Source organism: Bacillus sp. UNC69MF, assembly GCF_000746035.1.
GTDB classification, from domain to species: Bacteria; Bacillota; Bacilli; order Bacillales; family Bacillaceae; genus Bacillus; species Bacillus velezensis.
Map to the genome: position 1 here is coordinate 251132 of NZ_JQKM01000003.1, position 17093 is coordinate 268224.

At 50.0% G+C, this 17093-nt stretch carries 19 protein-coding genes; 18 read left to right on the forward strand and 1 reads right to left on the reverse strand.

The window, feature by feature from the left end; translation table 11 throughout:
- Positions 1–56 precede the first annotated feature (56 nt).
- The 5 genes from BR62_RS0101210 to BR62_RS0101230 all read left to right on the forward strand — a co-directional run bounded on the left by BR62_RS0101210 (position 57) and on the right by BR62_RS0101230 (position 3818).
- A complete protein-coding gene (locus tag BR62_RS0101210) occupies positions 57–863 on the forward strand; it encodes a glycosyltransferase family 2 protein (RefSeq protein WP_007407698.1) in 807 nt (268 codons plus the stop codon).
- A 14-nt stretch (positions 864–877) separates the two neighbouring features.
- A complete protein-coding gene (locus BR62_RS0101215; RefSeq protein WP_012118732.1) occupies positions 878–1561 on the forward strand; it encodes a uracil-DNA glycosylase in 684 nt (227 codons plus the stop codon).
- 61 nt (positions 1562–1622) lie between these two features.
- Positions 1623–2045 (forward strand): YwdI family protein, encoded by a 423-nt coding sequence (locus BR62_RS0101220; RefSeq protein WP_032869856.1) that lies wholly within the window; start codon positions 1623–1625, stop codon positions 2043–2045.
- An 18-nt stretch (positions 2046–2063) separates the two neighbouring features.
- Positions 2064–3383, forward strand: coding sequence for a purine/pyrimidine permease (locus tag BR62_RS0101225; protein WP_021494757.1), 1320 nt, complete (start codon positions 2064–2066; stop codon positions 3381–3383).
- Positions 3384–3446: 63 nt separating this feature from the next.
- A complete protein-coding gene (locus tag BR62_RS0101230) occupies positions 3447–3818 on the forward strand; it encodes a DUF423 domain-containing protein (protein WP_003150969.1) in 372 nt (123 codons plus the stop codon).
- Positions 3819–3864: 46 nt separating this feature from the next.
- Here BR62_RS0101230 and gerQ read toward each other — a convergent pair whose 3' ends face one another.
- Complete coding sequence (gene gerQ, locus BR62_RS0101235; protein WP_007407693.1) at positions 3865–4416, reverse strand: spore coat protein GerQ; 552 nt, start codon at positions 4414–4416, stop codon at positions 3865–3867.
- A gap of 280 nt (positions 4417–4696) precedes the next feature.
- Here gerQ and BR62_RS0101240 point away from each other — a divergent pair, with 280 nt between their 5' ends.
- From BR62_RS0101240 to BR62_RS0101300, 13 genes are all read left to right on the forward strand, one after another.
- Positions 4697–5467, forward strand: coding sequence for a glycosyltransferase family 2 protein (locus tag BR62_RS0101240; RefSeq protein ID WP_003150972.1), 771 nt, complete (start codon positions 4697–4699; stop codon positions 5465–5467).
- 4 nt (positions 5468–5471) lie between these two features.
- Positions 5472–6896: a capsular polysaccharide export protein, LipB/KpsS family gene (locus tag BR62_RS0101245; RefSeq protein ID WP_032869409.1), complete on the forward strand. Its 1425-nt coding sequence runs from the start codon at positions 5472–5474 to the stop codon at positions 6894–6896.
- A gap of 22 nt (positions 6897–6918) precedes the next feature.
- Positions 6919–8088 (forward strand): DegT/DnrJ/EryC1/StrS family aminotransferase, encoded by a 1170-nt coding sequence (locus BR62_RS0101250; RefSeq protein WP_007407691.1) that lies wholly within the window; start codon positions 6919–6921, stop codon positions 8086–8088.
- Complete coding sequence (locus BR62_RS0101255; protein WP_020957998.1) at positions 8089–8952, forward strand: GNAT family N-acetyltransferase; 864 nt, start codon at positions 8089–8091, stop codon at positions 8950–8952.
- Entirely contained in the window at positions 8952–10073 is a 1122-nt protein-coding gene (locus tag BR62_RS0101260) for an N-acetylneuraminate synthase family protein (RefSeq protein WP_032869411.1), read from the forward strand. Before BR62_RS0101255 ends, BR62_RS0101260 begins: the two co-directional genes overlap by 1 nt.
- The gene (locus BR62_RS0101265; RefSeq protein ID WP_032869413.1) at positions 10066–10806 is read left to right on the forward strand and encodes a cytidylyltransferase domain-containing protein; all 741 of its coding nucleotides are present in this window, start codon (positions 10066–10068) and stop codon (positions 10804–10806) included. The genes BR62_RS0101260 and BR62_RS0101265 overlap by 8 nt, the downstream gene beginning before the upstream one ends.
- A 1-nt stretch (position 10807) precedes the next feature.
- Positions 10808–11812 (forward strand): PseG/SpsG family protein, encoded by a 1005-nt coding sequence (locus BR62_RS0101270; protein ID WP_032869415.1) that lies wholly within the window; start codon positions 10808–10810, stop codon positions 11810–11812.
- Between the two features lie 27 nt (positions 11813–11839).
- A complete protein-coding gene (locus BR62_RS0101275; protein WP_032869417.1) occupies positions 11840–12577 on the forward strand; it encodes a sugar phosphate nucleotidyltransferase in 738 nt (245 codons plus the stop codon).
- 2 nt (positions 12578–12579) lie between these two features.
- On the forward strand, positions 12580–13527 hold the full coding sequence (rfbB, locus tag BR62_RS0101280; protein WP_032869419.1) for a dTDP-glucose 4,6-dehydratase: 948 nt from the start codon (positions 12580–12582) through the stop codon (positions 13525–13527).
- 20 nt (positions 13528–13547) lie between these two features.
- Positions 13548–14396 (forward strand): dTDP-4-dehydrorhamnose reductase, encoded by an 849-nt coding sequence (gene rfbD / locus BR62_RS0101285; protein WP_007407683.1) that lies wholly within the window; start codon positions 13548–13550, stop codon positions 14394–14396.
- Positions 14393–14848 (forward strand): dTDP-4-dehydrorhamnose 3,5-epimerase family protein, encoded by a 456-nt coding sequence (locus tag BR62_RS0101290; RefSeq protein WP_007407682.1) that lies wholly within the window; start codon positions 14393–14395, stop codon positions 14846–14848. Before rfbD ends, BR62_RS0101290 begins: the two co-directional genes overlap by 4 nt.
- 215 nt (positions 14849–15063) lie before the next feature.
- Complete coding sequence (gene bslB / locus BR62_RS0101295; protein WP_022537147.1) at positions 15064–15525, forward strand: biofilm surface layer hydrophobin BslB; 462 nt, start codon at positions 15064–15066, stop codon at positions 15523–15525.
- Between the two features lie 187 nt (positions 15526–15712).
- The gene (locus BR62_RS0101300; protein ID WP_025285442.1) at positions 15713–16999 is read left to right on the forward strand and encodes a Glu/Leu/Phe/Val family dehydrogenase; all 1287 of its coding nucleotides are present in this window, start codon (positions 15713–15715) and stop codon (positions 16997–16999) included.
- The last annotated feature ends 94 nt before the right edge of the window (positions 17000–17093 follow it).

The following is a 17093-nucleotide window of genomic DNA, read 5'->3' on the forward strand; positions in this document are numbered from 1 at the left end:
TCTCTCCGCCGCTTTATGTTTTAATAGAACATGAGAAAAAGCAGAAGGAGCGGATCATGAATATATCAATTGTCATAGTCACGTATAATCGGATTCCGGCTTTGTGTGAGCTGCTGGAGTCGATTTCCATGCAGACCATAAAGCCTTATGAAGTGATCATTGTAAATGATGCCGGGGAATCGGTCGAACAAGCGAAGCAGCTGTACAGCGATCTGCCGATTCAGATTATTGATTTAGAACAGAATGCCGGACATGTGGAAGCTCGGAACGCAGGTGTGAAAAAAGCGTCGGGTGATTGTATCATGCTGTGCGATGATGATGATTTCATTACGCCGGGCCATTTGGAAAGAATGGCGGCTGCACTTGCTGATGCGGATTTTGTCCATTCTGACGCGGAAATTGTGTCATTTGAAGAACGGGGCGGCACGAGATACCCGGTGTCACGAAAGCCGTTCGCCTATACGGCGGATTATGCGGATATGCGGGTATTTTCCACGTACGTTCCGTCAGGCAGCATGTACAGGCGTTCTCTGCATGACACGTTGGGGTATTTTGATCCGGATGTCCATAATTATTGGGACTGGGACTTTTATTTGCGCGCCGCGAAACAGCACCGTGTGAAGCGTGTTCCTTGCGCGAGCGTCATATATGCGTTTTTTGAGGGAGGCGGCAATCAGTCCGCGGATCTCGGCGGCAAAAGGAAGCGGTACTTAGACCGGTTAAGCGAAAAGCACGGGCTTGGAGAACTCCCGACGAAAAACTTTGCGGTTCTTCTTGAAGAGCCGGACATGAAGAGGCGGGAGGCGCCGACTGACATTGTGTGGGACGGAAAGCCCGTCCATTCAAGACTGCACAGTTCATAAGGGGGACGGACAGTTTGAAACAGCTTTTAAAAGACAGCTGGTGGAATCAGCTGAAAGATGAATTTGACAAACCGTATTATCAAGAGCTGAGAGAAATGCTGAAACAAGAATACAGCAGCCAAACGATTTATCCTGACAGCCATGATATTTTTAACGCCTTGCATTATACGCCCTATGAGGATGTAAAAGCGGTCATTCTCGGACAGGATCCATATCACGGGCCAGGACAGGCGCACGGGCTTAGTTTTTCCGTTCAGCCCGGGGTCAGGCAGCCGCCGTCTTTGAAAAATATTTTCATAGAGCTTCAGGACGATATCGGCTGCTCCGTACCGAACCATGGATCGCTCGTCAGCTGGGCGAAGCAGGGAGTGCTTTTGTTAAACACAGTGCTTACGGTTCGCCGCGGTCAGGCCAATTCCCACAAAGGCAAGGGATGGGAGCGGCTCACTGACCGCATCATTGATGTGGTGAATGAAAGAGAGAAGCCGATTGTCTTTATCCTATGGGGGCGTCACGCGCAGATGAAAAAAGAGCGCATTGACACATCGAAACACATTATTATTGAATCGACTCATCCGAGCCCGTTTTCGGCAAGGAACGGTTTTTTCGGGAGCAGACCGTTTTCCCGTACAAACGCCGCCCTTGAAAAAATGGGGGAGCAGCCGATCGATTGGTGCATCCCCGACCTGCCGCAATAAACGGTTTTTTTTGAGGCGCTTCCGCCTGGCGGAAAGCGCCTTTTTTGGCGTTCAGGGCGGTATGCCGTCAGAAAAAATAACAAACTCAATTCTGCGATTCGCTCAGAAATTTGATAAAATGCAGGAAGAAGACAAATTACTGCTGGAGGATTTACTCATGAACATACATATCTCTGCTTTGATTCAGAAGATGGAAGAAGAACTGAGGCAGGCGAAAACGGCGACCCGCACCGAGGAGGTCAAAATGCACGCGGCCGCCATCCGCTCTCTGTGTGATGTCGTGCTCGGCACTCAGACGCACACCGCTCCGGCGCCTGTGCAGAATTCGATTCCGAAAGCGGCGCCGAAACCTTCCGCGTCTCCTTCGACAGACCCGCTGCTGCTTGAAAAAATGATGGGCAGCGCCGGGCTGAACCAATATCAGAAAAAAGCGAAAGACGAACGTGAGGAAGACGGAAACGGGGATTCCATTTTCGATTTTTAACAGGAGAGGTTGATTGACTTGAAACTGATACTCGGGGGTTTGCAATGGACGGCATTTATGATTGCGGCTGCGATTGTAGTTCCTGTCGCCATCGCACAATCATTTCACTTGAACCATGCCGATTCTGCCGCATTGATTCAGAGCACATTTTTTGTGCTTGGCGTCGCCGCGGTCATCCAATGTCTCCAGGGACATCGTCTGCCGATTAATGAAAGCCCGGCAGGCTTATGGTGGGGCGTATACACGATTTACGGCGGACTGACTGGCACGGTGTTTGCGACATTCGGCGAGACGCTGCGGGCGCTGCAGGGGGCGCTGTTATTAAGCGCTGTCTTTTTCTTTTTGTTCAGCCTTTTTAAAGTGATTGAACGGCTGGCCGTGCTGTTTACGCCGGTTGTGACCGGTGTGTATCTGCTGCTGTTGGTCATGCAGCTGAGTCAGCCGATTGTGAAAGGCCTTTTGGGCATCGGCTATTTAAAAAACAGCGTCGACGGCCTTGTATTCGGGCTCGCCATGGTTGTGACGGCGGCGATGTTCATCATGTCCCGATCGAATGTTACGTTCTTAAGACAGTATGCGATTCTCCTTTCGCTTGCGGGCGGATGGATCTTATTCGCCGTCTTCGGCGCTGCCAAACCGATTCAAATACCGGACCGCGTGATTCAGCTGCCGGCTCTTTTTCCGTTTGGAAAACCCGTGTTTGACAGCGGCCTGATCATTACGTCACTTTTCATTACCGTGCTTTTGATTGTCAATATGCTCGCGAGCATCCGGGTTGTAGAAGCGGCGGTGAAAAAATTCGGCGGCACCGTCGGGAAACGGCGTGAGCGTCCGGCTGGGTTTGCGGCTTCGATCAGCCACCTTTTGAGCGGACTGTCAGGGGGCATTGCGCCTGTGCCGATTTCAGGGGCGGCCGGTTTTATTGAGACGACGAAGCTTCCTTCGAAAAAGCCGTTTCTTTTGGGAAGTGTATTTGTCATGATCATCAGTATGATCCCGCTATTTATGAATGCGTTTGCGAGTCTGCCCTCACCGGTCGGCTTTGCGGTAAACTTCGTCGTTTTCTCCACGATGGCGGGTCTTGCCTTTACGGAGTTTGACTCTTATGAGAAAGCGGAGCAAAAACGAATCCGTTCCATTATCGGTCTGGCGCTCCTGACGGGAGTCGGTGTGATGTTTGTGCCGGAGAGCGCGTTATCGGGAATGCATCCGATACTGATTTCGCTCTTAAGCAACGGTCTTGTGCTCGGGACGCTGCTGGCGATAGCGATTGACCGAATCCAGCTTATCAAAAAGAAAAAATCCGACAATCTCGTGTCATCGGACGGCGGACGTTGAATTTTGCCGATGTTGGGTTATGATTGAATTGGAAACTTTAACGAAAAGGCGGGAGAAAAATAGATGAAAGTGTTTATTATTCTTGGTGCGATTAACGCTTTATTGGCCGTGGCGCTGGGCGCTTTCGGCGCGCATGGGCTTGAAGGGAAAATCCCCGATAAATATTTGCAGGTGTGGCACACAGGCGTGCAATATCATATGTATCACGCGCTCGGTCTTCTGGCTGTCGCGTTTTTGGCCGAAAAGCTTTCTGGCGCAGGCAGTGTTTCTGTTGCGGGCTGGCTGATGTTTGCGGGCATCGTTCTGTTTTCAGGAAGCCTGTACGTATTGAGCGTGACGCAGATTTCCATTCTCGGCGCGATTACACCGCTCGGCGGCGTGGCGTTTATCATCTCTTGGATTATGATTATCGTCGCGGCCGTCAAATATTTATAAAGAAAAAAAGCCAATCCTCTGTCAAGTGAGCGATTGGCTTTTTGATTTATCTCGGAGAATAAGAAGACATGGAGTACGGATAAGTATAAGCGATTTCCTCATCAAACGTGATGTAATCAAGGTAAATGGTCAGAAGCAGATAGCGGGTGCCCGTTTTCGGATCGCTGATGATGATATGGTCACGTCCCGCCGCCTGAATCACACCGCGGAAAATCTTTGAATTCCATTCTTTGCTGTTTTCAAATGTCATATAAATCGTCGCTGTTTTGCCCCGGTTCAACCGCAGAATATTTTCAATGTATGACTCTTCAATCGGCAGCATGCCGGGAACGTTTTGTGACGATGATGGACCTGACGGAATCTGAAAGCTGCCGCCGCCCTGCTGCTGCGGCTGGCCGGGGAACCCCCCGCCGAAGCTCTGCTGGCCTTGCTGCATCGGCATTGTCATTTGCTGCTGCATCGGCATCATTTGTGATCCTTGGCCCTGAGGCTGCGGATAAGGATTAGGCCCGAGCTGCGGCTGGTATCCTTGCATATCCATTCCCATTCCCATCCCCATCCCCTGCATTTGCTGATATTGATTCTTTTTCGGTTTCATATTGTTCCTCCTTTGATGAAAACCTCTTGATGCTGAAACCTCCTGACAAGTATCAGACAGCCGACAGAGCGGCTGCTGTTTTTATCTATTCCACCATATGAGCCCAAAGAAAGATTTATGCGAAAAAAGAAAATACGCTCCAATGAGTCCGGACATCAGAGCCGGCTTTTTTTGTGCGCGCAATGCTGACTTTTCACATAATAGTCTGTATTCCTAGCGCATCTTCCGCATAAGGAACATATGATAGCGGTAGTTTCAGGTGCGAAAAGGGGGTGACGAGTTGCCTAAAGTGTCAGTGATCATGACGAGCTATAACAAAAGTGACTATGTGGCCCGCTCTATTAAAAGTATTCTGTCTCAAACGTTTACGGACTTTGAGCTGTTCATTATGGATGACAACTCAAATGAAGCGACATTGGCGGAAATACGTCCTTTTCTCACGGATGACCGCGTCCGGTTTTATCAAAGCGATGTATCGGGCGTCAAAGAAAGAACGGAAAAAACACGCTACGCCGCCTTGATTAATCAGGCAATAGAAATGGCGGAGGGCGAGTACGTGACGTATGCGACCGACGACAACACGTATGTGCCGGAACGGCTTGAGAAAATGGTGAAAGAGCTTGATGAAGACCCGGAAAAAGCCGTCGTGTATTCAAGTTCCAAAACCTATCATCTGAATCAGCGGAAAGAGACGGTGAAGGAGACGGCCAGGCCCGCCGAACGGATCGTGTGGAACGCGCCGTGCGCCATTGACCATTGTTCGGTCATGCACCGGTTTTCCGTGCTGGAACAGGTCAAATCGGCATTCGGTTCCTATTGGGATGAAAGCCCGGCGTTTTACCGGATCGGTGACGCCCGTTTCTTCTGGAGAGTGAATCATTTTTATCCGTTTTACCCGATTTCTGAGGAGCTTGATATCAATTATATTACCGATCAATCCATCCATTATCAGCTTTTCGCGGCGGAGAAAAACGAGTTTGTGAACAGCCTTCCGCAGCAGACCACGTGCCGGGAGCTGAGGGAATCATTAAAAAAGCTTGGAAAGGGGTGAGGGCTTGTCGGCATACTTAGCGAATTATTGGGTGCTGTACCGGCAGTATATTGACCTTTTTCAGTCACTTCGCTACAAAGACATCCCGCTCGCATTGATCAGTAATTTTTATCAATATATCAGTCCGGCGCTTCGGGAGAGCATGGAGCAGAACCCAGAGCTTTTCGGTCCGGCTGATCAGCATATTCCTGAAGCCGGTATACAGCCATATTATGATCAAAAAAGGCAAAACATTAAGAAAACAGATGAGAAACCGGTAAACGGAAAAGTCATTCTGCATTTCGATCATCTTCGGTTCACCGAGGGAAACTACCGGCAGTTTGATCCGGCAAAAACAGCGGTACTGGCCAGATGGAGTCTGCCTGACCATTACGGGCTGCCCGTTATCTGCAAATTGGAGCTGACGGGAATGGGGCAAAAAGGGAACCCCGTCCCTTATATTGAAAAAGCCCATTCCATTTTGAAAGAGCTTCACAGCCATCCCGCTTTCGGAAACAGAGAATTTCAGGAACGTTTGTATAAAGACATTCCCTTATTTATTGAAGCGATTGACGCCATTGATATTTTGTTTACGGCCGAAAAGATTTCCGCCGTTGTAGTCGGCACGACGGAGGATATTTACAGCCGTGTGCTGGCGCTGATGTCCGCGAAAAAAAACGCCGTCAGCATCTGTCTTCAGCACGGAGCGCTCATGGGAGATGAAGCGTTTCTGCCCGTGTTTACGGACTATCAGGCCGTATTCGGGGCTTATGAAGCGGAGTGGTATAAAGCAAAAGGCTGCAGGGATGAACAAATCATCATCACGGGGCATCCCCGTTTCGACGAGATTTTCTCAAGAGAGCCGATAGATCAGGACACGTTTTACCGCAAACTTTCTTTTTTCCCGTCACAGCGGACGGTGCTGATCGCCACGCAGCCGTTTTCTGATGAATTTTATACGGGCGTGCTTGAAGAGCTTGCCGGCCAAAAGAACATGCAGCTCATTATTAAACCGCATCCGTGGGAAATCGGCAAAAACAAGCTGGATGCTTACAATCAGGTGCTGCGGAAATATAAAGCAGGCAAAATCATCAAAAAAGAGATGGAGCTGTATGATATTCTCCCGTATGTTGACGCTGCGGTGACACAGACATCAACGGTCGGTCTTGAAGCGATGCTGTTTCAAAAGCCCGTGCTGATCGGAAAATCAGCGGGAACCCGCAGATACCCTTATTATCACTCACTTGGAGAATTTGTCTTTGAGGACCCGCAGGCACTCGCTCAGGAATTAATCCGGATATGCGAAAGCCCCGCAGAATATCAAAAAGCGGAACAGGCGCGCCGTGCTTTTGTCGCCGCGAACTACCCGGTTCAGGATTCGCTTGCCGCTTTATGCCAAGTGCTTCAGGAAAAAACCGGAGTCAGCTTCAGACGGGTTGACCCTTCATAAAAAAGATAGGAGCGCAAAGAAAATGGTGCAAAAAAGATCAGCTTTTCTTCCCTATTCATTGCCCATGATCGGGAAGGACGAAATTCAGGAGGTTATTGATACGCTTGAATCGGGCTGGCTTTCAAAGGGACCGAAAGTAGAGGCGTTTGAAAAAGCCTTTGCCGCCTGGACGGGGGCAAAGCACGCGATCGCGCTGAACTCATGTACCGCCGCTTTGTTTTTGGCCCTGAAAGCGAAAGGGATCGGTCCCGGCGACGAGGTCATCACGTCTGCCGTGACGTTCAGTTCAACGGCCAATACAATCGTGCACACAGGCGCCGTTCCGGTGTTTGTTGACATCGATCCGCTTTCGCTGAATGCGGACCCTAAAAAAATTGAGGCGGCCGTCACCCCGCGGACAAAAGCGATTGTACCCGTTCATTTCGCCGGCCAGTCGTGTGATATGGATCAGATTCTGGCCATTGCCGAAAAGCATCAGTTATTTGTCTTAGAGGATGCCGCACATGCCGTGTATACCACGTATAAACAGAAAATGATCGGATCAATCGGCGATGCGACGGCATTCAGCTTCTACGCGACAAAAAACCTGGCAACCGGTGAAGGCGGCATGCTGACGACGGACGATGACGGGCTCGCCGATCAGATCAGGGTGCTCAGCCTTCACGGCATGAGCAAAGGCGCGTGGAACCGCTATTCTTCAAACGGAAGCTGGTACTACGAGGTCGAAACGCCCGGCTATAAAATGAATATGTTTGATCTTCAGGCAGCGCTTGGGCTTCATCAGCTGAAACGGATTGACAGCATGCAGCAAAGAAGAGCCGACATTGCGAGCCGCTACCAGGACGCCTTCAGACACATGAAAGGGCTGACCATCCCGCATGTCAGTGATGACGGACGGCATGCATGGCATCTGTATGTTCTTCAAATAGAGGAGCAGGAGGCCGGGGTCAGCCGGAACGATCTGATTTCCGCTTTAAAAGACCAATATAATATCGGCACAAGTGTTCATTTTATTCCGGTTCCGTTCCATCCGTATTATCAAAAAACGTACGGGTATAAGGAAACTGACTTTCCGGCCGCTGCAGCGTATTATCACCGCACCGTGTCACTCCCTCTTTATCCGTCAATGACAGATGACGACGTTGAATACGTCATTGCAGCCGTTACGGATATCGTCAAAGGGGCTGATTAGGTGTACAGACTGAGGGAAAATCTTGCGCAGGACATGATTCATACCTTCCTGCATCAGAAGGGCATTCAGCCGGAAGCCTATGAATCGTCGCTCTGTTTATTGGAAGAAAACAGCCTTCAAGGCGTGATTTTATATGAAAACTCTTCGTGGGAAAGTCAATTGTTTCGAAAAAATATCATCAATGTGAAGCTTGCAGCCGCAAACAGCGCCGGACAGCTCAAAAGGCTGTTTCAGGAATTTTACGCGGCAAGGCGGGCGGCAGGCACTGATTTTATATTTATTAAAATACCGGCTGAAGATATCGGCGCGATGCAGGTCGTTCAGCAGCTTCCGAACGCTTATTTTGTAGGGAGTCTTCTCAAGCTCGTCAGTCCGGTGCGTGTTTATAACAGCACGCCGCCATTTGAGATTACAGAAGCCGGACCCGGCGACACGGAAGCGATCAGCCGGCTGGCCCGCGACGCCTTTACAAAAAGCAGGTATTATCAAGACCCCCGCCTCAGCTATGAAAGTGCAAACCGCCTGTTTGAAGAGTGGGCGCGGAATAACGCGGAAGGCAGAGCTTCGTTACAATTCGCCGCCACATATAAGGGAGAGACCGTGGGCTTTGTTCAGGGGCTGTCTAAAGGCGATGAATTCGTCCTTGATCTGATGGCGGTAAAGCCGGGATTTGAAGGAAAAGGAGCGGGATTCCATTTAGCGGCGCATGTGATTGAACAATCATTGCGCTTTCAGCATAAGACTGTATCAGCGGGAACGCAGCTCCACAATGTAAGAGCCATCCGCCTGTATGAAAGAATGGGATTTAAAGCGGATGCGTCCTATTACTACTATCATGTGTGGCCCGGGAAGGAGGCGGACTGATGGCATCATGCCAAATCGGAACGAAGTCAATCGGCGAAGGTTCACCCGTATTCATCATCGCCGAAGCCGGAATTAATCATGACGGAAAACTGAGCCAGGCGTTTGAATTGATAGATGCGGCCAGTGAGGCCGGCGCGGACGCGGTCAAGTTCCAAATGTTTCAGGCTGACAAAATGTATCAGAAAGACCCCGGCTTGTACAAAACCGCTGCGGGAAAAAACGTCTCTATTTTTTCTTTGGTGCAATCAATGGAAATGCCCGCCGAGTGGATCGAACCGCTGCTTGAATATTGTAAGAAAAAAGGCGTGCTGTTTTTAAGCACGGTCTGTGACGAAGGCTCTGCCGACTTACTGTATGCGACTTCGCCTTCAGCCTTTAAAATCGCCTCCTACGAGCTGAACCATCTGCCGTTATTGAAATATGTTGCGGGGCTGAAGACCCCGATTATCTTTTCCACCGCGGGCGCTGATATTTCAGATATTCAGGAGGCTTATCAAACCATTACCGGCGAGGGGAACACAGAAATTGCGATCATGCATTGTGTGGCGAAATATCCCGCGCCGCCTGAATACAGCAATCTGAGCGTCATTCCCATGCTTGCCGCTGCATTCCCGGATGCTGTGATCGGTTTCTCCGATCACAGCGCCCATCCGTATGATGTGCCGTGCGCGGCTGTCAGGCTCGGAGCGAAACTGATTGAAAAGCATTTTACGATCGATAAAAACCTGCCCGGTGCTGATCACTCCTTCGCCCTCAATCCGGATGAATTAAAAGAAATGGTTGCGGCAATCCGCTCAGTTGAAGCGGAGCTGCGGCAGGGGCATCACGCTCCGGTGCCGGAAGTGCTGTCGGGAAGCTCCCATAAAACCACGACACCGATTGAAGGGGATATCAGAAGGTTCGCTTACAGAGGCATTTTTTCAACAGCGCCGATTCAAAAAGGCGAATGTTTTACGGCGGAAAACCTTGCCGTCCTTCGTCCCGGCCAAAAACCGCAGGGGCTCCACCCGAGATATTTTGAGCTTTTAACTGACGGCGCGCGTGCGGTCAGGGATATTCCCGCCGACACGGGCATCACTTGGGATGACCTTTTGACGAAAGGCAGCTCATATGATGACTGACATTTTGTTTATCATTCAGGCGCGGATGGGAAGCGGGCGTCTTCCCGGTAAAGTGCTGAAACCGATCGGCGGGTATACGATCCTCGATATGATTGTCAAAAGGGTTCGGCAAAGCGCGTATTATGATCAATCGCGGGATAATCTGATCGTCGCCTCGTCTGACAGCAAGACCGACGACATTCTGTCTGCGCACTGCCTCAGCAAGAACTACCGTGTGCACCGCGGCAGCGAGCAGCGCGTGCTTGACCGGTTTGCACAAGTCATCGAACAAGTTAAACCGGACATCGCAGTCAGACTGACGGGGGATAACCCGTTTGTCGACCCTTCGCTGCTTGATTTTCTGATTCAATCGCATTTAGATCAGCACGCAGACTACACGTATATCTGCGGTACACCGCTCGGCATCGGCGGCGAGGCGGTAAACGCGCGACTTTTAACGGAGATCAATGCCGACAAAACGCTGGCGGACAAATACCAGGAACATGTCACGCTTTTAATAAGAGAATCTCCTGAGAGGTACCGGCTTCTCTTTCCTGAGCCCCCGCAGGAACTCCGGGCTCCTCACTTGCGGATGACCGTCGATACAGAAGAGGACTACAGGCTGGCCCGCGAGCTGTACGTAAAAGCGGGCTCGCGTCCTGATATTCCGGCAAAAGAATTGATCCATCTGCTGAATCGTGATCCGGAGCTCAGGGCCATTAATCAAATGATCCGGCAAAAAGAGGCTGATTAGCATGCGGGTTCTGATTTTCGCTGACGGGGGCCGTGACATCGGCATGGGGCACGCGGTCCGGATGAAGCTGCTTGCCGGTGCCATTAAGAACAATTGCTCAATAACGTTCTGCACAAATAAAGAGGCTTCTTCTTATCTGTCTTCTGATCAATGGGAAGTGATCATCAAGCCTGACAAGGAACAGAAGGAATTTATTGTCCGGGAAATAAACAGGCAGGCTCCTGACCTTCTTATATTCGATCTGCTCGATATGCCGTGTGACTGGTTAGAGGAAGTCAAAAAGCATTCATCGGCACGCATCGTCTTATTTGAAGAAAAACGGGAACATGTCATTCATTTATGCGATGCCGTTATAAACGGCATTTACGGCGGGCTGAAAAGCCGGACGGTCCAAATGGGCAGCGCCGCTGTATATGAAGGCCCGGAATATATGATTCTTCATCCGGGTTTTGAAAAAGCCAAACAGCTCTATCAGCTGAGAAAAGAATGCGGGACCATATTGGTCTCATTAGGAGGAAGCGACCCGAAGAAGCTTGTCTTTAAAGTGATGGAAGCATGCCGCCGCATCCCCGACATTCATCGAAAACGAGTGATCATCATCATGGGCGGCGCCGCGCCTCATGCTGACGACGTGCGCGCGCATCTTACACAAATGCCTTATGCCGAGATGGTAAGGCAGACAAATGACATGGCCGCGCTTCTTTCGAGGGCTGATATGGCCGTCGTGTCCGGCGGGATCACTTTATATGAAACCATTTGTACAGGTGTGCCCTGCATCGTACTTTCTCAAGTGGAGCATCAAACTGAGACGGCGGAAAAATTCGCCGCACGGGGGGCCGCCATTCATCTCGGCCTTGGTGAATGCATATCACCGGACGTTCTCGCTCGGCATATGTCTGACATGGCCGCTGATTATCCGATGCGGACCGGACTTCATCAATACGGAAAGCCGCTGGTTGACGGCAGGGGCATCAAACGGGCGGCGGCGATTCTTTATGATTTGTGATAAAACCACACGTAAGGAAGTGTTCATGTGAAAGGTGTTATCTTAGCCGGAGGCACCGGCTCACGCCTTATGCCGCTGACAAAAGCGGTCAATAAGCATTTACTCCCTGTCGGTCCATATCCGATGATTTACTGGTCGGTCATGAAGCTGGAAGAAGCGGGGATTACAGATATCTTGCTGATTACGCAAAAAGAATATATTCCGCAATTTCATAAACTTCTCGAAACCGGAGAAGAGCTCGGCGTCTCAATCACATATCAGGTTCAGCCAGCCGCATCCGGCATATCCGACGGTTTATCATACGCAAAGCGGTTTACCGGGCGCGATCCGTTCGTTCTGCTTTTGGGAGATAATATTTTTGAAGATTCATTAAAACCTTATACGGAGCGTTTCGCAAAGCAGGGAAAAGGAGCGAAAGTGCTGCTGAAAGAAGTGGACGATCCGGAGCGCTTCGGCATCGCCGAGATTGATGAGGAAAACAAACGGATCAAGTCGATCATTGAAAAGCCGGAGCAGCCGCCGACCAGACTATGCGTCACAGGGATCTACATGTACGACGCAGAAGTGTTTTCTTATATTGAACAAATTTCCCCTTCAAAACGCGGCGAACTGGAAATTACGGATGTCAATAATTTATACATTGAACACAGTGAGCTGACGTATGATGTGTTAACGGGCTGGTGGGTGGATGCGGGCACGCATGAATCGCTCCACCTTGCCGGAAGCCTGGCGCATCAGGCATTACAGAAAGGACAGGAGCATTAATCATGCCAAAATCATATTTAATTACAGGGGGCGCCGGATTTATCGGCCTTACCTTTACAAAGATGATGCTGAAAGAAACGGACGCGCAGATTACCGTCCTGGATAATCTCACGTATGCAAGCAGGCCGCTTGAAATAGAAGCCTTAAAAAAGAACGGCCGTTTCCGTTTTATCAAAGGTGACATTTCTGAAAAAGAGGACATTGACAAAGTCTTTTCCCAAATGTATGACGCTGTCATTCATTTTGCGGCTGAATCCCATGTGGACAGAAGCATAAATCAGGCAGAGCCGTTTATCACAACAAATGTGATGGGCACATACCGACTGGCGGACGCGGTGTTACAGGGAAAAGCCGGCAGGCTGATTCACATTTCCACAGATGAGGTGTACGGAGATTTGGCGCCGGATGATCCCGCTTTTACGGAGACGACGCCGCTTTCTCCGAACAATCCGTATTCCGCCAGCAAGGCAAGCTCAGACCTGCTCGTCATGTCTTACGTGAGAACCCATAAGCTTCCTGCCATCATTACAAGATGCAGCAACAATTACGGGCCGTACCAGCATCACGAGAAAATGATTCCGACCATTATCAGGCATGCCGTAAACGGCACGCCGGTTCCGCTGTACGGCGACGGGATGCAGATCAGAGACTGGCTGTTCGCCGAAGATCATTGCCGCGCCATTAAGCTCGTGCTGGAAAAAGGAACACTCGGTGACATTTACAATATCGGCGGAGGAAATGAACGGACGAATAAAGAGCTTGCGTCATTTATCATGAAGGAGCTCGGTGTCGAGGAACGGTTTGCTCATGTCGAAGACAGAAAAGGGCATGACCGCCGTTACGCCATCAATGCTTCAAAGCTGAAAAATGAGCTGGGATGGCGGCAGGACGTCACATTTGAAGAAGGAATGAGAAGAACCATTCGCTGGTATACAAACAGCCAAGACTAATCGGAAAGAAGGGGATCCGATTGACGAAGGTATTAGTAACCGGAGCGGCCGGCCAGCTGGGGCGGGAGTTATGCCGCCAGCTGAAGCGGGAAGGGTATGAAGTGATCGCCTTGACAAAAGCGATGATGAACATATCCGACCAGCGTTCGGTGCGGCACTCGTTCAGCCATTACAAGCCGGATATCGTCGTCAATACGGCGGCATACACCTCCGTTGACAAATGTGAAACGGAGCTCGACAAAGCGTATTTAATAAACGGAATCGGCGCTTATTATGCCGCGCTTGAGGCTGAAAACACCGGCGCGAAATTCATTCACATCAGCACCGATTACGTCTTCAGCGGCAAAGGAACACGGCCATACCAGACCGATGATCCCGCAGATCCGGGCACGATTTACGGAAAAAGCAAAAAACTCGGCGAAGAACTGATCCGGTTAACGGGAAAAAACCACACCATTATCAGAACGTCGTGGGTGTACGGCAGCGGCGGGCACAACTTTGTCAATACGATGCTGAAACTTGCGGATACACATGATCAGGTGCGTGTCGTTAACGATCAAGTCGGAGCGCCGACGTACACAAAGGATTTAGCCGAAACGGTGATCGGTCTGTTTGACAGGCCGCCGGGCTTATACCACGCCGCAAACAGCGGAGTGTGCAGCTGGTATGAATTTGCCAAGGCTATTTTTGAAGAAAGCGGCAGAACCGCCTCCGTGCTGCCCGTCACGACGGAGGAATACGGAAATGAGACGCCGCGCCCCGCTTACTCGGTGTTGAGTCTTGAGTCGATTGAACGGCAGGGGCTCGGCATGAGGCATTGGCGGGAAGCGCTGCATGATTATTTACAAAGGGAGGGACAGTGCAAGTGATCGAAGGCGTAAAAATCAAAAAGCTGATCAAACACAGCGATGACCGGGGTTTTTTCTCAGAACTCGTCCGTGACGATGAACATCTCTTAGAGCGTTTCGGGCAGGCTTCCTGGTCCAAAAGCTACCCCGGCGTCATTAAAGCATTTCACTATCATGAGAAACAGGATGACCTGTGGTTTTTTCCGACGGGCCACGCCCAGGTCGTGCTGCATGACCTTCGCGAAGAGTCGGCAACCAAGGGAGAAACGGATGTCTACTACATGGGAGAAGACAATCCGATGCTCCTTCTCATTCCTAGGGGCGTCGCACACGGGTACAGAGTGCTGGGTGAAACCCCGCTGACCATTATTTATTTCACGACAATGTCCTACAATCCGGATCAGCCTGACGAAAAAAGAATTCCGTGGAATGATGACACCATCGGATTTGACTGGCAGACGGCTCACCGATAGCGCACAAGACGAAGACAGCGGATGTCTTCGTTTTTTGTGCTGATTCATCTCGTGAAAAATAAATGATTGAATATTCTAAAAAATAATTTACTTCCATGGATAAAGGTGGTAGATTATTCTCAGGAAAAGAGAAACCCAATTCGCGAATGGAACCATCAGACACGCTTTTCCGGCAGAGGACGCTCTGAATCCCATATGATCTGGAGGAATTCATGATGTTAAAAAGAAAATCATTTTCGGCCTTTCTCATCAGTGCTGCGGTATTTTCATCTGTGTTCTTGCCATCTTTTCATGCGAACGCCCAATCTGCCGTTATTGAAGCGAAAACCGTCAATAGTACGAAAGAATACGCGACGTCTGATATTGAAGTCACATACAAGCCGAATGCGCTGCTTGCCGTCGGCGCCGTTGAATTTCAATTTCCTGACGGGTTCAACGCCACTGTGAGGGACTCTGTAAACGGAAGAACACTGAAAGAAACGCAAATTCTCAACTACGGAAAAACGGTCAGACTTCCGCTTACCCTTGACTTATTGGGCGCGTCTGAATACAATCTCGTCCTAGTGCGTAAAAACCTTCCGCGCGCGGGCGCGTATACAATTAAAGGCGATTACGTAAACGGTTTGGGGGCCGGCAGTCTTTATGCCGAAACAAAGCTGGTTATTGACCCGCGTTAATCGGGGATGAAAGAGGCTGACAACAGCCTCTTTTTTTTATGCGCAAAAAACCTGGCATGAATCTTGCATATAAAAAAGGGCGTAACGACAATGTGAAAGGGATTGATGGGTTTTGGTGTAAAAGCGCTTACATTTTGTTCTGCCGGTAATTGAAGCTTACACGTAAAATACGATGAGGTGATAAAACATGTCAGCCAACCCGATTTCTAAAAGCAATCAGAAAGATGAAGAAAAAGAAGTTCTTAATTTGTTCTTGTCAACACAATCGATCATAAAAGAGGCCCTGCGAAAACTGGGGTACCCTGACAATATGTATGAACTGATGAAAGAGCCGATGCGGCTTTTGACCGTCCGCATCCCTGTCAAAATGGACAATGGCTCAGTACAGGTTTTCACGGGCTACCGCTCACAGCATAATGACGCAGTCGGCCCGACAAAAGGGGGCGTGCGGTTTCATCCGGAAGTCAGTGAAGAAGAGGTTAAGGCGCTTTCCATCTGGATGACTTTAAAATGCGGCATCACAAATCTTCCTTACGGGGGCGGAAAAGGCGGCATCATCTGTGATCCTCGGACGATGTCATTCGGAGAGCTGGAACGGCTGAGCCGCGGATATGTGCGTGCGATCAGCCAGATCGTCGGTCCGACAAAGGATATTCCGGCTCCCGACGTATATACCAACTCGCAGATTATGGCATGGATGATGGACGAATACAGCCGCCTGAGAGAATTTGATTCACCGGGATTCATTACGGGCAAACCGATTGTTCTCGGCGGTTCACAGGGGCGGGAAACGGCGACCGCGCAAGGCGTCACGATTTGTATTGAGGAAGCCGTTAAGAAAAAAGGGATTCCATTGGAAAATGCGCGGATCATCATTCAGGGGTTCGGAAATGCGGGGAGCTTTCTCGCTAAATTTATGCATGACGCCGGCGCCAAGGTGATCGGCATCTCAGACGCCCACGGCGCTTTGTATGACCCTGACGGCCTTGACATTGATTACCTGCTGGATAAGCGGGACAGCTTTGGCACGGTGACGAATCTCTTCTCGGATGTCATAACGAACAGGGAGCTGCTGGAAAAGGACTGTGATATTCTCGTGCCCGCTGCAATCTCCAATCAGATTACGGCTGAAAACGCCCATCACATTAAAGCTTCAATCATTGTGGAGGCGGCAAACGGCCCGACAACGATAGATGCCACGAAAATTCTGAATGAAAGAGGCGTGCTTCTCGTGCCGGATATTTTGGCAAGCGCCGGCGGCGTGACGGTGTCTTATTTTGAATGGGTGCAAAATAATCAAGGCTTTTACTGGTCTGAGGAGGAAGTCGCCGGAAAACTGCGCAGCGTCATGGTGAATTCGTTTGAATCCATTTATCAGACAGCGCATATCCACAAAGTCGATATGCGTTTGGCCGCCTATATGACGGGCATCAGAAAGTCGGCTGAAGCGGCCCGGTTCCGCGGCTGGGTATAAGTGTTATCCGCAAAGAGATTTTGCATCAGTTATATAGCGGATCGCAAAATTTCTTTGCGTTTTCAGATTACAGCTGACAGATTCGGACAAGCTT

Coding starts and splice junctions, on each gene's coding strand:
- BR62_RS0101210 (WP_007407698.1), top strand. CDS start 57: ATGAATATATCAATTGTCATAGTCACGTATAATCGGATTCCGGCTTTG.
- BR62_RS0101220 (WP_032869856.1), top strand. CDS start 1,623: ATGCCGTCAGAAAAAATAACAAACTCAATTCTGCGATTCGCTCAGAAA.
- BR62_RS0101230 (WP_003150969.1), top strand. CDS start 3,447: ATGAAAGTGTTTATTATTCTTGGTGCGATTAACGCTTTATTGGCCGTG.
- gerQ (WP_007407693.1), bottom strand. CDS start 4,416: ATGAAACCGAAAAAGAATCAATATCAGCAAATGCAGGGGATGGGGATG.
- BR62_RS0101250 (WP_007407691.1), top strand. CDS start 6,919: ATGGTGCAAAAAAGATCAGCTTTTCTTCCCTATTCATTGCCCATGATC.
- BR62_RS0101260 (WP_032869411.1), top strand. CDS start 8,952: ATGGCATCATGCCAAATCGGAACGAAGTCAATCGGCGAAGGTTCACCC.
- BR62_RS0101265 (WP_032869413.1), top strand. CDS start 10,066: ATGACTGACATTTTGTTTATCATTCAGGCGCGGATGGGAAGCGGGCGT.
- BR62_RS0101270 (WP_032869415.1), top strand. CDS start 10,808: ATGCGGGTTCTGATTTTCGCTGACGGGGGCCGTGACATCGGCATGGGG.
- rfbB (WP_032869419.1), top strand. CDS start 12,580: ATGCCAAAATCATATTTAATTACAGGGGGCGCCGGATTTATCGGCCTT.
- bslB (WP_022537147.1), top strand. CDS start 15,064: ATGTTAAAAAGAAAATCATTTTCGGCCTTTCTCATCAGTGCTGCGGTA.
- BR62_RS0101300 (WP_025285442.1), top strand. CDS start 15,713: ATGTCAGCCAACCCGATTTCTAAAAGCAATCAGAAAGATGAAGAAAAA.